This is a genomic window from Legionella pneumophila subsp. pascullei, from assembly GCF_900637585.1.
GTDB classification, from domain to species: domain Bacteria; phylum Pseudomonadota; class Gammaproteobacteria; order Legionellales; family Legionellaceae; genus Legionella; species Legionella pascullei.
Window position 1 is genome coordinate 3,268,051 of the sequence record NZ_LR134380.1, and the last position, 15,420, is coordinate 3,283,470.

The window sequence follows — 15,420 nt, forward strand, 5'->3', positions numbered from 1 at the left end:
TACGTTTTACCCCTTCCTGATACACCAAACATAATCATTCACTTCACTAATACCTTGTTTAAATAAATGATCGTTAGGCTCCTGAATTCGTTTTTGCGACTTCAACAAGTCTATTATGGCACATTGCTGATAGGATGAAGCCACCTCTTCCGGGGAAACACTATAGGGAGGCCCCTGCACTTCCTCTTGATTATACTCCAAAGTCTTTAGCAGAATGCTTCCCTCAGGCTTAAGCCACTTGAGGCAAATATCTACATACGCTGATCGCAATTGTTTTGGCAAAGCAACCAAAGCCGCTCTGTCATAGATGGCATCAACTGGTTCTATTAAAGTTGAGTTTAAAGCAAAAATATCAGAAACCCATAAATTCATGTTATCTGCAAGATATTGTTTTGCTTGGCCTATCGTTTCCTTCTGAACAGCGATTTGGTGTTCCTGAACAAACTGAAGAATAGCCTTTTCAACCAATTCGATACCAATCACATGATACCCTTGACGAACTAACCAAAGCATATCGAGACTTTTTCCACATAAAGGAACGAGAACCCTTCCCTTATCAGGTATATTTAAGGAAGAAACATAGGTTAACAAGTCCGGATTTACTTCTTCTTTATGAAAAGAAATACGTCCCTCACACCATAACTCATTCCAAAAATATTGGCCTTTATTCACTCCACAGTCACCGATTTTGCAAGATTTCTAGGTTGGTCCACGTCAGTCCCTTTAGCTACAGCAACATGATAAGCGAGTAATTGCAAAGGAATGGTGTAAACAATAGGCGCAAGCCAAACACCACAAGAGGGAACTTTGATTAAACGAGCACCATTTGCTTTCCAATTTTGTGAATCATCAACAAATACAAATAACTGCCCGCCTCTTGCGCTCACTTCATGTAAATTAGATTTTAATTTATCCAACAGCTCATCATTGGGAGCTACTGCAATAACAGGCATATCCTTATCAACCAAAGCCAATGGACCATGCTTTAATTCACCGGCAGGATAAGCTTCAGCATGAATATAAGATATTTCCTTAAGTTTTAATGCGCCTTCCAGGGCTACAGGGTATTGAACTCCTCGTCCTAAAAATAAGGCATGAACTTTATTTACAAACAAAGAAGCCAATGATTCAATTTCTTCATTCATCTGCAAGACACGCTCACAACAGGCAGGCAGCTCTTGTAATTGTCTTAACACTTCCTGTGCGCGATTGTCATTACAAAGTGCTGCTGCCAACATCAAAAAGGCTGCCAACTGTGTAGTAAACGCTTTGGTAGATGCTACACCAATCTCAACACCTGCCCGAGTTAAAAAAACACAATCCGCCTCTCTAACCAAAGTACTGGTTGCCACATTGCATATTGCCAAACTAGCTAAATAATTCGATTGCTTTGCCTTAAAAAGGGCTGCAAGAGTATCAGCCGTTTCTCCTGACTGAGATACAGTGATAAATAAGGTATTGTCTGGGACAACAACCTCTCGGTATCGATATTCACTGGCAATTTCAACCTGTGTAGGTAACCCGGCAAGTGATTCAAGCCAATATTTGGCAATCATTCCGGCATGATAACTGGTTCCACAGGCCACAATATGAATATTTTTGACCACTGGGAAAATACGGGAAGCTTTCTCACCAAAACTCGCCCTTAGCACATCAATGCTATTAATTCGACTTTCTAACGTGTCGGTGATTACCTTTGATTGTTCAAATATTTCTTTCAGCATAAAGTGCCTGTACGGCCCTTTATTCACTATCTCGGAGTCACTATTCAATGGGTGAACCGCTCTTTGGACAAGTATTCGATTGGAGTCATACACCTTAATATCCTGTGTGGTTACACAAGCACTGTCGCCCTCTTCCATGTAAATAACTGACTGGGCAAAAGATCGGAGTGCCAAGGCATCAGAAGCAATGAAATTCTCACCAATTCCAAATCCCAAAACCAAAGGACTCCCTTTGCGAATTGCAACCAACTCTTCCGATCTTTTCTGATGAATTACTCCCAAAGCAAAAGCCCCTTGCATTTCTGCAGCTGCTTTTTGTACAGCCAGTAATAAATTCTCATGCTGCTGGTAATGATAATGAATTAAATGCGCAGCAACCTCTGTATCAGTTTCAGAGGTGAATTGATAACCATGAGTAATAAGTTGTTGACGCAAATGTTCATGATTTTCAATAATCCCATTGTGAACTAATGCGATTTCTCCATGAGATAAATGAGGATGAGCATTTTGTTCAGAAGGTTTACCATGCGTCGCCCAACGAGTATGAGCTATACCTGTATTTCCAGCGATAGCTGTCTCTTGCATAGCATCCGCCAAATTCTGTACTTTTCCCTGAATTCTTACTCGTTTTAAACGATCTTGATTATCTATGACAGCAATACCTGCAGAATCGTATCCTCTATATTCCAACCGGCGCAAGCCTTCCAATAAAATCTTGCTAATATCCCGTTCTGAAACAGCCCCCATAATCCCGCACATAACCTGCTCCTCTTTTCAGCAACTGTTTTGTAGAAATAAGCTTTTTTCATTCTTAGTTCATCTACTGCATATAGAAAAGAGTAAAGCGTATAAGAATGGAGCTAATTTCCTAAATACCTGGTGCCTTAAATTTTATAAATAATATTCCCTCATATGAATGAAGTATATCAATAAAAAAGGGGAATTATGACATAAAGTTTTACAAATCACTAAGGCAAATTAACTTTCATCATCATTTAGAGAGTCCAGGATTGCTTAAAAACCACTCTGAATTTACTTAAATAATAATTGATTTTGACAACTTCATCATGAAGTCACCTGAATCACTGTTAATGTGATTCAGGTGATGATACCAAATTTTATCATGCGGACTCTGGCATTTTGCAAGTTACCTCGTAGCCATGTTCTTCCATCGCCAAACAAACCTCATAAGCAAGATAGTTATGTGCTCGCGTGGTTGGATGAATTTCATCCCAGAATAAATAGTCTTCTGGTTCACTGCACATGTGATAGTTATTTTCACCTGGAGCAAATTGTTTATCTCGATATTGGAGAACCTGTGTGTATTGCAATACGTAGTTGCGAGCAAATGGTGAGTGAATGAATGCATTGAACATGGGGAACTTCACATCGATACATGCCTCTTTCACATTGTAAAAACCATATTTCTCCGGATCTTCAAACGCTTTTTTCAGATATTGTTCTGTATTCACAAACAAGAAGTCAGCTGTTGGGTATCGCTCTTTCCATGCGTCAATCCGTTTTGCAAGGCGCTCATTATGAAGGTCTACCGCTGCATTCAACACGTCACGGTCGGTAGTTTTCACAAACTTGGGAGTATCCCCCACATGAGGAATTCCCATAATAACAAAACGTCTCGCTCCCGCATTAGCCAGCTTCAGAACCGCAGAACTCAAACCATCCAACACATTGTCAATATAGGTGCTCATTACTTCAGTATTGTAATTGTCTTCAAAAAACAGGACATTAATGTAGTCATTGCTTCCTGAATAAATAAAATAGAGCGTTTCATCACTTAATTGCTCATGCTCAAGCAAATAAGCTTGCACTATCAGGCCAAGACTTGGAGGAATCAATTTTCCTACTATCAAATTCTTGATTGTTCCCAATGGATGCCGTATCAAGTTCCAAACAGTTAATTGATAGTCATAAGTAGCAGACCAGCTACCTCCAAATGCCTTATTTAGATAGACTTCTTCATCGCTTTTTTGTATGGATAACATTTCTGCCAAATACTCAATCCAGACACGGCCATTAGAAAAGCGATTTTTCCAATAGGGCTTGCCAGGCAGAACCGGGACCTGTTTTACTTTACTCACTAAATTGGCAACATAAGGAGCCAAATCATGATCAAAAAAATCAGTCACTGCAGAAATTCCTGCATCAAGTACCATCTGAGGAACGTAATAATCGTTAGCAAACTCTACCATTTTGTTAATAACAAAAATTTTGAAAGGAGCCACTAAAAACGCGGGGTCCTCTTCCTGACGCAGGCTTTTAAGCAAATGGGTGGTATTACCATTATCAGACAAGCTGTCTCCAAACACCACGATTGATTTCACCGGAATGGACGTGAAGCCAACCAAAGGTAGAGACAGTAGTAAAATAAAGAGCCAGCGACAAATCCTGTTGTTTTGGACCATAAAAATCTCCTTATATCAAAGCCAGCGAAACAAAAGATAGCAGCTTAACCCTTAGAGTATGATCAGAATTTAATTATTGTCAACGATTCTTTAATACTTAAGTTCCAATATATAAAAATGCAACATTGTCTGTTGCAAATAGAATCGAAGCCAATGCTCCAATAGCCATTATGCCGCCATTTGCACCGCTAAAATCCCAACTGCCCAGAAATGCATTTAATTCATTCCTATTGATTAAATTGTGAGTAAATGATAATTTTTGCGAATTGATTTTTTGTTAATCTTGTAGGTTACAACGTGAAAGATATTATTATTGCATCATTTTACAAGTTTATTCCTCTCGATGATTTTGAATCCCTGAGAGAACCCATACTCACTAAAATGCATGAAACAGGCATAAAAGGAACCATCATCCTGGCTCATGAGGGGGTCAATGGCGGGTTTGCCGGGAGTAAGGAGCAAATGACTGTTTTTTATCATTACCTGCGTTCTGATTCACGCTTTGCCGACCTGCATTTTAAAGAAACCTATGATAGCAAAAATCCTTTTGATAAAGCGAAAGTGAAACTCCGTAAAGAAATAGTGACAATGGGCGTCCAGAAAGTTGATCCCTCTCATAATGCAGGGACCTATCTTGACCCTGAAGAATGGCATCAGTTTATTCAAGATCCTGATGTTATTTTATTGGACACCCGCAATGATTACGAATACGAGCTAGGTACTTTCAAGAATGCAATTAACCCCGACATTGAAAATTTCAGGGAATTTCCGGACTATGTTCAGCGCAATTTAATCGATAAAAAAGACAAGAAAATAGCCATGTTTTGTACTGGAGGAATTCGTTGCGAAAAAACGACAGCCTATATGAAAGAGCTGGGCTTTCAACATGTTTACCAGCTTCATGACGGAATTCTAAACTACCTGGACTCTATTCCTGAAAGTGAATCACTTTGGGAAGGTCAATGTTTTGTTTTTGATGACCGCGTCGCAGTGGATCAAAAATTAGACCGCGTTTACCCGCAATTACCTCAGGATTATAAGTACGAAAGAGAACAGAAATAATATAGAATATATTTATTTTGCCAAAGGCTGTTTAAAGCAGCAAAATTAAGAAAAGCAGTTAAATGGGATAATACATCAGTTATACTGCTTTTTTTCAATAAATCAGATAAATTATGACTACCAAAAAACAACCAGATTCCACCATAGCATTTAATAGAAAAGCTGGTTTTGATTACTTTATTGAAGATCAATACGAAGCAGGCTTGGTTTTGGAAGGCTGGGAAGTAAAAAGTCTGCGTGCAGGAAAAATCAATTTGTCGGATGCACACGTGATAATAAAATACGGTGAGGCATTCCTGTTAGGAGCCCAAATACAGCCTCTTCCTACTGCATCCACTCATTTTATTCCTGATCCAGTCAGGACACGCAAGCTGTTGATGAATAAAAAAGAATTAAACCATCTTATCGGAAGTGTTGAAAGACAAGGCTATACCATAGTTCCTCTTTCTTTGTATTGGAAAAAGAATAAAATTAAAATAAAAATCGCACTGGCCAAAGGAAAGAAAGAGCATGACAAAAGAGACACAATCAAAGACAGGGAATGGCAAAGAGATCGTTCGCGAATAATGAAAAAGAACACTTGAGGAGATGGTTTATGAAAATAGGTGAGGTTGTCCCCGATTTTGCATTTAACGCCACGAACAATGTGCAAGGACATCTTAACGATTACAAAGGACAAATCATTGTACTTTATTTTTACCCCAAAGACGCCACCCCTGGATGTACAATTGAAGGTCAAGATTTTAGAGATGCCTATTCACAATTTAAAGATTTAAATACGGTTATTTTTGGTATTTCGAGAGATAGTTTAAAATCTCATGAACAATTCAAAAGCAAACAGAATTTCCCTTTTGAGTTAATCAGCGATAGCGATGAAACATTATGCCAAATGTTCGATGTGATCAAGATGAAATCAATGTATGGCAAGCAAGTCAGGGGAATAGAGCGTAGTACTTTCATTATAGACACCCAAGGCATCTTGACACACGAATGGCGCAAGGTGAATGTTAAGGGGCACGTAGAAGCGGTTTTAAATGCAGTGCGATCTTTGGCAGGATAAACAAGGATTATCCCTGTTGGAGATTCATGTTTTAAAAAAGTACTTTTTATAGAATATTTAATTAGTTTTTGCTATTATTGTTGCGGATAAATACATCAAATCCACCCTTTTCCAAAGAGTTCAATATGTTTATCCGCAACCTGCAACTTTTTATAGTTGTTGCCTCTTGCGTACTAATTTTAATTAGTACAGATATTTTGTTACCCAGCTTGCCCCACATTGCTCACTCACTCGCTGTGTCATCAGATGAAGCGAAAATGCTCATTTCTATTTTCATGACAGGGCAATTTTCTACGGTTCTTATCTGGGGAATTATTGCCGACCAGTTAGGCAGAAGAAAAACATTATTTCTGGGGATGTTTATTTTCTTTATTGGCTCAATCTTCAGTTTGAAAGCCAATTCAATTCAGTGGTTGCTGGCCTGTCGATTCTTACAGGGTACAGGAGCGGTTGTCGTCCCTGTTGCAGGTTGGGCTTTAGTCCAGGATCTTTTCCCCAAAGACGAGGGAGCCCGCATCATGACCTGGATTGGGACACTGACTGCAGTGATTCCACTCTTTGCACCCGCATTGGGGGGAAAATTGGATGTGTTATATGGTTGGCGCTCCAATCTTTATTGCATCGCATTTTACTCTTTCATCTTATGCGTCATTATGTTGTTTTTACCCAGAAGTATCCCGGTACAAAAAACAACAACTCCTGGTCTGAGAGAAACACTAGGCATTTACATTCGAATTATAAAAAACAAAACGTTTATTTCCTACATAGCACTATTTGGGTTATTAAACTGTGGTGAATGGTGCTTTCTGACTGTAGCTCCATTTTATTATTCGCACGCCCATATTGCTCCTGACACAATGGGGATTTTATTAATGATTACTTCCATGGGATTTGTCGGTGGATCTTTGCTGGCCTCGCGGTTATTTAATCGCTTTGGGATTGATAAAATCATAGCCTTGGGGATTCAATTGGCTTTAATGAGCAGCCTCATGTTGTTAATAGGAGAATACTTTCATTGGAGCAAATACCAATTCTATAATGCCATAACCATCGGTATCTATATTCTAAGCTCAGCCCTGCTATGGGGTGCAACCACATCCAGAGCCCTGCAATGCTTCGATGATTGCAGAGGCTCAGCCTCTGCAGTTCGCAGTTTAATATTATTGTGCTTTGCTGCATTTGGCACTTATTCAGGTCGCCTGGTTAATCATAACAGCCTGTTCCCTGTTGGATTGTTTTTACTTTTTATGGCCTTCATCGCATTGATTATTTTCAATAATAAAGAATTGAAAACAGAACGGCGCATGGAAGGCATACCCATTTAATTTAAAAACAAACACTTCATAATATAATTCTTGACGGAAACACCATAGCTCAGCACAATGAACATAGAATTCAAGGATTTCAATGCGCCTCCTGCCCGGGCAGGCGACTTATTCTACTTGAATTGAAGAATACTTTAGCTGACAGGGTGAACCTATGGATAATACCAATACCGGACTTAAGCTGTTCGTGCTTGATACTAATATTTTGATGCATGATCCTACTGCCATCTACCATTTTGATGAACATGATATTTACTTGCCCATGGTAGTGCTTGAAGAATTGGATAGTCATAAAACAGGGACATCCGAATTGGCGAGAAACGTGAGACAAACGAATCGCATGTTAGTAGAGCTAATGAGTAACGCCACTCACGAGCAAATTGTTTCAGGACTGCCTATCCCATCTTATATCAATAGCAGTAACAAAAAGTGCAGTGGAAGATTGTTTTTTCAAACAGATGAATTTGATCAAGTGGTTCCTTCAACTCTGCCGGGCCATAAAGTAGACAATACAATACTGGCAACCGCTTTAGGACTGCAAAAAAAATATTATGGCAAAAGACAAGTTATCATTATCTCAAAAGACATCAACTTACGTATTAAAGCAGGGATATTAGGTATTCATGCGGAAGATTACTACAATGACCAGGTACTGGATGATGTCAATTTACTGCACAGAGGATTACATATTCTGGATAACAATTTTTGGGACAGTCATGCCAAAGACATGGGATCTTGGCAAGAAAGCGGTAAAACCTTTTATAAAGTCAGCGGTCCATTGGTAAGTCAATGGAATCCAAACGATTGCCTTAGTACGGAAGATGATCAGTTTCAAGCTTTGGTCAAAAAAATTGATGGTCCTAATGCGATAGTTCAACTCATTCGTGACTACACTCAACCCAAACATTCAGTCTGGGGTATCACCGCACGAAACCGGGAACAGAATTTTTCTTTAAACCTGTTACTGGATCCCGATATTGATTTTGTCAGTTTACAAGGTTCAGCCGGTACAGGTAAAACATTATTAACCATAGCCGCAGGATTAACCCAGGTCATGGATCAAAATCGCTACAATGAGATATTAATGACCCGAGTAACGATTCCTGTTGGCGAAGATATAGGATTTTTACCGGGTACCGAGGAGGAAAAAATGACTCCCTGGATGGGCGCTTTAATGGATAATCTTGAAGTGCTCCACAGCTCGCAAGTAGGCGGCAGTTTTGGACGTGGAGCAACTCAGGATTTACTGCAAAATAAAATTAAAATACGCTCATTAAATTTTATGAGGGGAAGAACTTTTTTAAATCGATATATTATAATTGATGAAGCGCAAAACCTGACTTCAAAACAAATTAAAACGTTGGTTACAAGAGCAGGCCCAGGTAGTAAAATTATTTGTCTGGGGGATATCAAGCAAATTGACACCCCCTATTTAACTGAAACCACTTCCGGACTCACTTTTGCTGTAGACCGGTTTAAAAGTTGGGAACACAGCGCTCATATGACGTTGACTCGGGGAGAGCGTTCACGGCTGGCATTTTATGCTGCTGAGCATTTATAGTATTTGTTTATGAGGATTAATAATGACTGATCAAGCGATCACTTTTGATGATGTTCTGCTCGTCCCATCTTACAACCATCATGAATCTAGACGAGTTGTTGAAACAACCAGTACTGACCGGTTAGGTAAACTCACTTTAAATCTTCCTGTCATTAGTGCCAATATGGATACGATTACCGAAAGTAATATGGCTAATTTTATGCACAGTAAAGGAGCCATGGGCGCTTTACACCGATTCATGACCATAGAAGAAAATATTCAGGAATTTAAGAAATGCAAGGGGCCTGTCTTTGTATCGGTTGGATGTACTGAAACAGAATTACAAAGAGCCGAAGCGTTGCGAGATGCAGGAGCTGATTTTTTTTGTGTTGATGTGGCGCACGCACACGCCAAATACGTTGGCAAAACCTTAAAAAGCCTGCGTCAGTTATTAGGAAGTCGCTGTATTATGGCAGGTAATGTTGCCACTTATGCCGGAGCAGATTATCTTGCGTCTTGTGGCGCTGATATTATTAAAGCAGGCATTGGAGGAGGCTCGGTATGCAGCACACGGATTAAAACCGGCTTTGGCGTTCCGATGCTAACCTGTATTCAGGATTGTTCACGTGCTGATCGCTCCATCGTTGCTGATGGCGGTATCAAAACCTCGGGTGATATCGTCAAAGCATTGGCCTTTGGCGCTGATTTTGTGATGATAGGCGGCATGTTAGCTGGCTCAGCCCCCACGCCAGGAGAGGTCATTCAAAAAGATGACGGAACTAAAGTCAAACGCTATCGAGGCATGGCATCCCGAGAAGCACAGGAAGAATTCCTTGGGCAAATGCATGAATGGAAAACAGCGGAAGGTGTTGCGACTGAAGTGCCATTTAAGGAGAATCCTGATGGCATTATTGCTGATATAGTGGGAGGCTTGCGCTCTGGCCTTACCTATGCGGGTGCCGATTCCATCAGCGAATTGCAAAGAAAATTGAACTATGTGATTGTCACTCAGGCTGGGCGCATAGAAAGTTTGCCCCACAAATTATTGGAAGGGTAACTCACCTGCCCGGACAGTCTATTTTACCATCTATCCAGGCATAGACTGACTGGGCGTTGGAACATCAGAAGATGAGCCTGAACCGGAGGATTGCCCGCTTCCACTGTTAGAACTGCTGGACGTATCATCATACTTTGTTTGGCTACCAAGATCTGGCGTACTTGTATTTGTATTCGAGTCTGGAGGCGGACTCAGTTGTGATGAAGTATCACTACTACTGCTACTGCTGCTACTACTGTCTGTTGGCGGTGATGAGGACTGACTGTCGCTGCCGCTACTGCTGCTACTACTGTCTGTTGGCGGTGATGAGGACTGACTGTCGCTGCCGCTACTGCTGCTACTACTGTCTGTTGGCGGTGATGAGGACTGACTGTCGCTGCCGCTACTACTGCTACTACTGTCTGTTGGCGGTGATGAGGACTGACTGTCGCTGCCGCTACTACTGCTACTACTGTCTGTTGGCGGTGATGAGGACTGACTGTCGCTGCCGCTACTACTGCTACTACTGTCTGTTGGCGGTGATGAGGACTGACTGTCGCTGCCGCTACTACTGCTACTACTGTCTGTTGGCGGTGATGAGGACTGACTGTCGCTGCCGCTACTACTGCTACTACTGTCTGTTGGCGGTGATGAGGACTGACTGTCGCTGCCGCTACTACTGCTAGAACTGGGACTAGAACTGGAGCTGGAACTCGAACTAGAATTCGAGCTGGAACTGGATTGTTGTGTTGAGGAGTTGGGGCTTGGTTTAGGTGTTTCAGAATCAGACAGTGCATTTTTAATCCCTTCCACTGCTTTATCTACCAGAAAACTGGCACCGGCTGATATTTTGCCACCCACCCAGTAAAATGGCTTGTTGATAACACCTTGCCATTGCTCAACCAATTGCATATACCTTTCCAGCATTTCCATTTCCGGATCTTTTTTGTCATTACCTGATTTTTGTCCTTCCGCAGGTTTATTTTCAGCACCAGGTTGAGGGGCATTTGCGCCAAATTGCTTACCTATATTGTCAGCTAATTTGCCAAGCCCTTTTTTAGCAAGCCCTCCGATTACACTGCCTACTTTCCCCAGTGTACTTTGTTGAGGACCGGGCTCAACAGGTTGATCATCCGTTGGTTTAGGCTTCGGTTTTGGTGTTGGCGTCTGTGATTTGGGTTTTGGGGTTTCTGCCATGTTAATTTACCCTATCTATTGATATCTAAATTATAGTACCTCATCAGGATTTTGTCCGAGGTTACTTTTCCAGATTATCTATCCAGGAATATATTTTTTATCTGCTACTTAATATAGTAAAACAAATGATATAATTAAAGACAATGTGATATAATAATTTACAAAAATTTTACTAAATTAAAGTCATCTCTATAATTCTATAGCTAAAAGTAATTATTAATATTGATTGTTGGCAATTTCCATTAAAACAGTGTCTTTACATATTTTGAAAAAGACTGTTGCCCCCGAATAAGATAAAAAGGGTTTACACTTTCGGTCTGTTGGCAATTCAATCCAAAATGCCAATGTGCCGTGGCTTATCCACGATATCAAGGCTCCTGCGCACAAGGCGAGGGACGTAAGTTCTGGCTCGAATTATCAACAGACTCCAGTCTTTTACGACAAATAAAAATAGCATAATACTTATACTAAAATTAAACTAATACAATTATAACTTTTACATTTTTATGTTTGATAATACACTTGCTTCTTGGAAAGTGTATTGGCTCCCAATCAAGTCAATTATTATACAAATACATGGCATGACAATGAAAAATGAATTACTTTATGAAAATTAATGATTTTCGGTATATGCGCCGCGGCAAACATCTCAGTGAATTGCAGTCGGAAGATGCAAATCTCCTTGCTCCAATCAATCAACGTGGCAAGGGCAAAGAGCGAGCGCTACTGGTATTGCATGGTTTTTCTTCTTCACCGGCAGTTTACCGATATCTGATTCCCAATTTAAAAAATTATGATGCCATCCTTTGTCCTGTATTGGCTGGGCACGCCGAAAGTATAGAAGCCTTTTCAAAGTCCACAGCGACTGATTGGCTTCAATCAGCAACAAACGCCTGTCAAGTACTAATAAATCAATATCAGAAAGTTGATATTTTAGGGTTATCCCTAGGAGGATTATTAGCCTGCCAACTAAGTCAATCCTTTAGTATCAACCACCTCTTTCTTTTGGCTCCTGCATTAAAATTACACATGCGAATTAATGCCATGCTGAAGTTAGCCCAGATTCTTAAGTGCTTGGGATTTCGTCAACTTCGCAACGCCGCTGGGAATCTTGTCACAGACGAGCATGCTGAAATCGCTTATAGAAAACTCCCCATTGCCACAATCATTGAAATGCTAACCTTGGCTCAGAAATATGAATGGCTCCCCCCAACTTGCCCGGCAGATCTTTTTCTTGGGACTCATGATCAAGTAGTTTCTTCTCAACAAGTAGAACAACTATTTTGTGATTTACCCAATGTCAAAATACATTGGTTAAAAAATTCTGCTCACGTATTGCCACTAGACAATGATCTCAATGAAATTATTGATTGTATTAATAAAAGCAAATGAATGGAAATAAAAAATTGCCATAATTGATTTGTAATTAATTAAACCATGTGATGTTTGAGCTTGCATCCATTATAAAACTTAAATATTGAATAAGAAAAAAAATCAATGTATTTTAACAACTCATTTTGTTCTTTGGGAATTAAACATGCTTTTTTATAATGCCTCATTAAAAAATGATAACCTAAATGCCTCTAAAATCGTTATTTTCCTTAAAGGGTTAGCTTCGTTGTTAATCATTGGAAATTATAGTGATGAAGAGTCCTACGAGGATGTATCCCCCTCTTTCCTTAATAAGATGATGGAAGATACTCCTAATTACCCATTCACATCCGATGAAGAAGGATTTGAAGTAAACATTGGAATTCCGTTTCGACTGTAACTATAAAGAGCTAAATTCACCAAAGATTTACCCTAATGAATTTAGCTCTTTTATCCTAAATAAATGCTAGGGAAACTGCTTATTGTACCTATCAAAATCTTTTAGATCAGATTGGCTCCATTCACGCATATCCAGCACTGAGCCATTAAATGCCATGAAATCAGCCCGAGTTTTTGATAAGTTATAATAGTAAATATCGCTGGCATCAGTAGCAAGGCTGCTTTGATGATTAACAGCAGAAATTTCCGCCATGGATTTATCATGGGTTTTCACAAAACTACGTTGCGCTCGTAAATATTTTCCCTTAAATTGAGCAAAATCCCATAATTCGACATCCAACCGATTTACAATTCCAGCCAATTGAATTTTGGCTGCCTTTTTTGCTCTAATGGTTAAAGTATCACTTTTTATCCAATATAAACTTAATGTACCCTTCCCATACATATCAAGCTGTCTGAGATTGACAAAACCAGATATCAGTACTTTGGGATCCCCTTTCAATACGATTTGCAGATTCCTGCTGGATACACCATTGATTTGTGTCACACCATTACCGACTGCCTCCAGTTTTTGTAACCCAATGTTTCCTGCCAGCCTGGTGCTACCTTCATTCGCCAAATACAAATCCAAATAACTGGTGCGTAAATTATTCCCTGTCACAACCCCAGCGCCCTCATAGCGGAAGCGGTTTAGGAATTTGGTTTTAATATCCACAGTCACAGCCCCATAATCCGGGTATCCTTGCCCCAATGATACATAGAGTGTATTTTGTTTTACTACTGTTCTTACTTGAACCAAATCTCTGGGATCACCTCTTAACATGACTTCCGGTTTATTATATCCGGTATGCAAATTAACATTGAGTCGTCCCTGAACTACGATTTGATTGAACGATGACACTTGGCGAAACTGCCGTGTACTGCTACCTGATTTTTTAACCTCCGCCGGAGGTGTTTGAGGTTTATGATGGGCGCAGCTTGCCAATACAAAGATAAGTAAAATCAATAAGTAGCACCGCTTTAGCATAATCTTAATTCCTATATCAATAATCTCTCTACATTAGAGGAAGTTTTGACAATGTGCAAGGCAGTCTCCCTAGAAGGAAACAAGGCAATGGTGTTTTTAAAGATATTTTGTAAAAGATTCATATCCGCAATACAAACGCTTATAACCATTTTTCATTACTAAAATCAGAAATGGTGACATTGCTATTACAGTAATCATGGTGCTGCGAATGACTGGCTTTATCAACCAAAGACTCTATAGACTCATTAAAGGGTAGGAGAGCAGGTAATTGAACATAAATATCCACCAAGATCCCATTCTTGCAACTTAAAGTTACTTTCCCTGCGTTGTTTTCCCCAAAAGATCTTTTAATGAATTCACGCAATGTAACCAACTTTACTGTATCACCACGATGGGCTGTAAGATATTGGCCAAACGCTGTGTTATTAACTTCAGCAGTTAAGCGCATAGCCAAAGTAAAATAACTGTCTGTGCTTAAATCCTGACAACTTCCATGTTTGTTCCATTCATGGCGCTCCAGGCAACTGCCATAATTGTAGCTCGGCATTAGTTTCTTTAAATTTTGAGCAACATCAGACGATAAATCCAGCGGTAAGTAATCGCAATGGTTTGTTCGAGGGCGTATTCCACAATAGCCATAATTTTGGCCGCAAGCTTCCTGATTAGGCCATAATCCATGCAGGATCAAATGATTAGCCTGATAGGCTGTCTTTGTTAATTTCAAACACTCTGGTTTACCTATTTCATACCCATAAGTTTCACAAAAACCTGGCTGTGAGCTTAAAGCCAACACATAAGAATCAGCCATCCCGGGAGTAAGATCACAGCTCGCTTTTGGACGCTCAGTGTATTCAATGATCCCGCAATCAACACTCACCCAGCGCAGATTAGGTTGATTGTCTGAAAATTGTATACGCAACCAATCCGGTTTGGTTTTATTAATTTCTTTTAATTGATATTTCTGGTTAGGCTCAACCATTAAATTATCAGGATTTGACTTACGATTCTTGGAAAGGAAAGCAGGGCATGATTTTGTTGCTTCGAAAGTACCATTGACGAGAATTGAGGCATTAACACTGAAAGAACAAAAAAGCAAAAGCAGGGTGATTGGTTTTATCATTAAGACATCCTGGCTTGTCTTTGGTATGCTCATTATACCCTAGTCTGATATGAATGCCAGCAATTATTTTTTCATGAAATTGATTAATAAAGATTTTTTGCATACAACTCCATTTCCAATAAAAAAATACTAATAT

15 protein-coding genes are annotated in these 15,420 nt (G+C 39.8%); 8 read left to right on the top strand and 7 right to left on the bottom strand.

Annotation, left to right across the window (positions count from 1 at the left end; translation table 11 throughout):
• Positions 1 to 6: 6 nt before the first annotated feature.
• The 3 genes from EL201_RS14685 to plaC form a co-directional block, all read right to left on the bottom strand.
• On the bottom strand, positions 7 to 672 hold the full coding sequence (locus tag EL201_RS14685; RefSeq protein ID WP_027222958.1) for a thiopurine S-methyltransferase: 666 nt from the start codon (positions 670 to 672) through the stop codon (positions 7 to 9).
• On the bottom strand, positions 669 to 2,483 hold the full coding sequence (glmS, locus tag EL201_RS14690) for a glutamine--fructose-6-phosphate transaminase (isomerizing) (protein ID WP_027222959.1): 1,815 nt from the start codon (positions 2,481 to 2,483) through the stop codon (positions 669 to 671). The genes EL201_RS14685 and glmS overlap by 4 nt, the downstream gene beginning before the upstream one ends.
• A 362-nt stretch (positions 2,484 to 2,845) precedes the next feature.
• A complete protein-coding gene (plaC, locus tag EL201_RS14695; protein ID WP_027222960.1) occupies positions 2,846 to 4,147 on the bottom strand; it encodes a lysophospholipase/glycerophospholipid:cholesterol acyltransferase PlaC in 1,302 nt (433 codons plus the stop codon).
• Between the two features lie 297 nt (positions 4,148 to 4,444).
• On the opposite strand from plaC, the gene trhO reads away from it, so the two are divergent.
• The 6 genes from trhO to EL201_RS14725 all read left to right on the top strand — a co-directional run bounded on the left by trhO (position 4,445) and on the right by EL201_RS14725 (position 10,191).
• Positions 4,445 to 5,209 carry an oxygen-dependent tRNA uridine(34) hydroxylase TrhO gene (gene trhO / locus EL201_RS14700; RefSeq protein ID WP_027222961.1) on the top strand — a complete coding sequence of 255 codons (765 nt, stop codon included), beginning with the start codon at positions 4,445 to 4,447 and terminating at the stop codon, positions 5,207 to 5,209.
• A gap of 113 nt (positions 5,210 to 5,322) precedes the next feature.
• The gene (smpB, locus tag EL201_RS14705) at positions 5,323 to 5,793 is read left to right on the top strand and encodes an SsrA-binding protein SmpB (RefSeq protein ID WP_027222962.1); all 471 of its coding nucleotides are present in this window, start codon (positions 5,323 to 5,325) and stop codon (positions 5,791 to 5,793) included.
• Positions 5,794 to 5,804: 11 nt separating this feature from the next.
• A complete protein-coding gene (locus EL201_RS14710) occupies positions 5,805 to 6,269 on the top strand; it encodes a peroxiredoxin (RefSeq protein ID WP_027222963.1) in 465 nt (154 codons plus the stop codon).
• An 86-nt stretch (positions 6,270 to 6,355) separates the two neighbouring features.
• Entirely contained in the window at positions 6,356 to 7,594 is a 1,239-nt protein-coding gene (locus tag EL201_RS14715; RefSeq protein WP_331708822.1) for an MFS transporter, read from the top strand.
• Between the two features lie 154 nt (positions 7,595 to 7,748).
• Positions 7,749 to 9,155, top strand: coding sequence for a PhoH family protein (locus EL201_RS14720; protein ID WP_027222965.1), 1,407 nt, complete (start codon positions 7,749 to 7,751; stop codon positions 9,153 to 9,155).
• 22 nt (positions 9,156 to 9,177) lie between these two features.
• The gene (locus tag EL201_RS14725) at positions 9,178 to 10,191 is read left to right on the top strand and encodes a guanosine monophosphate reductase (protein WP_027222966.1); all 1,014 of its coding nucleotides are present in this window, start codon (positions 9,178 to 9,180) and stop codon (positions 10,189 to 10,191) included.
• Between the two features lie 30 nt (positions 10,192 to 10,221).
• On the opposite strand, the gene EL201_RS14730 is transcribed toward EL201_RS14725, so the two are convergent.
• Positions 10,222 to 11,367, bottom strand: a complete 1,146-nt coding sequence (locus EL201_RS14730; RefSeq protein ID WP_061773206.1) for a hypothetical protein — start codon at positions 11,365 to 11,367, stop codon at positions 10,222 to 10,224.
• 606 nt (positions 11,368 to 11,973) lie between these two features.
• Between EL201_RS14730 and EL201_RS14735 the strand changes: the two genes are divergently transcribed.
• Positions 11,974 to 12,759, top strand: coding sequence for an alpha/beta hydrolase (locus tag EL201_RS14735; protein ID WP_027222967.1), 786 nt, complete (start codon positions 11,974 to 11,976; stop codon positions 12,757 to 12,759).
• A gap of 145 nt (positions 12,760 to 12,904) precedes the next feature.
• On the top strand, positions 12,905 to 13,138 hold the full coding sequence (locus EL201_RS14740) for a hypothetical protein (RefSeq protein ID WP_027222968.1): 234 nt from the start codon (positions 12,905 to 12,907) through the stop codon (positions 13,136 to 13,138).
• Positions 13,139 to 13,204: 66 nt separating this feature from the next.
• Here the strand turns inward: EL201_RS14740 and EL201_RS14745 are convergent, their stop codons facing one another.
• From EL201_RS14745 to EL201_RS15730, 3 genes are all read right to left on the bottom strand, one after another.
• Positions 13,205 to 14,164 carry a GIN domain-containing protein gene (locus tag EL201_RS14745; RefSeq protein WP_027222969.1) on the bottom strand — a complete coding sequence of 320 codons (960 nt, stop codon included), beginning with the start codon at positions 14,162 to 14,164 and terminating at the stop codon, positions 13,205 to 13,207.
• Between the two features lie 139 nt (positions 14,165 to 14,303).
• Positions 14,304 to 15,284 carry a ribonuclease T2 family protein gene (locus tag EL201_RS14750; RefSeq protein ID WP_027222970.1) on the bottom strand — a complete coding sequence of 327 codons (981 nt, stop codon included), beginning with the start codon at positions 15,282 to 15,284 and terminating at the stop codon, positions 14,304 to 14,306.
• Positions 15,235 to 15,387, bottom strand: a complete 153-nt coding sequence (locus tag EL201_RS15730; RefSeq protein WP_162492804.1) for a hypothetical protein — start codon at positions 15,385 to 15,387, stop codon at positions 15,235 to 15,237. The genes EL201_RS14750 and EL201_RS15730 overlap by 50 nt, the downstream gene beginning before the upstream one ends.
• Positions 15,388 to 15,420: the final 33 nt, after the last annotated feature.

Bases quoted from the DNA above. Each gene is read 5' to 3' on its own strand.
- glmS (WP_027222959.1), bottom strand. From the start codon at position 2,483: ATGTGCGGGATTATGGGGGCTGTTTCAGAACGGGATATTAGCAAGATT.
- plaC (WP_027222960.1), bottom strand. From the start codon at position 4,147: ATGGTCCAAAACAACAGGATTTGTCGCTGGCTCTTTATTTTACTACTG.
- smpB (WP_027222962.1), top strand. From the start codon at position 5,323: ATGACTACCAAAAAACAACCAGATTCCACCATAGCATTTAATAGAAAA.
- EL201_RS14710 (WP_027222963.1), top strand. From the start codon at position 5,805: ATGAAAATAGGTGAGGTTGTCCCCGATTTTGCATTTAACGCCACGAAC.
- EL201_RS14720 (WP_027222965.1), top strand. From the start codon at position 7,749: ATGGATAATACCAATACCGGACTTAAGCTGTTCGTGCTTGATACTAAT.
- EL201_RS14725 (WP_027222966.1), top strand. From the start codon at position 9,178: ATGACTGATCAAGCGATCACTTTTGATGATGTTCTGCTCGTCCCATCT.
- EL201_RS14730 (WP_061773206.1), bottom strand. From the start codon at position 11,367: ATGGCAGAAACCCCAAAACCCAAATCACAGACGCCAACACCAAAACCG.
- EL201_RS14735 (WP_027222967.1), top strand. From the start codon at position 11,974: ATGAAAATTAATGATTTTCGGTATATGCGCCGCGGCAAACATCTCAGT.
- EL201_RS14740 (WP_027222968.1), top strand. From the start codon at position 12,905: ATGCTTTTTTATAATGCCTCATTAAAAAATGATAACCTAAATGCCTCT.
- EL201_RS14745 (WP_027222969.1), bottom strand. From the start codon at position 14,164: ATGCTAAAGCGGTGCTACTTATTGATTTTACTTATCTTTGTATTGGCA.
- EL201_RS14750 (WP_027222970.1), bottom strand. From the start codon at position 15,284: ATGATAAAACCAATCACCCTGCTTTTGCTTTTTTGTTCTTTCAGTGTT.
- EL201_RS15730 (WP_162492804.1), bottom strand. From the start codon at position 15,387: ATGCAAAAAATCTTTATTAATCAATTTCATGAAAAAATAATTGCTGGC.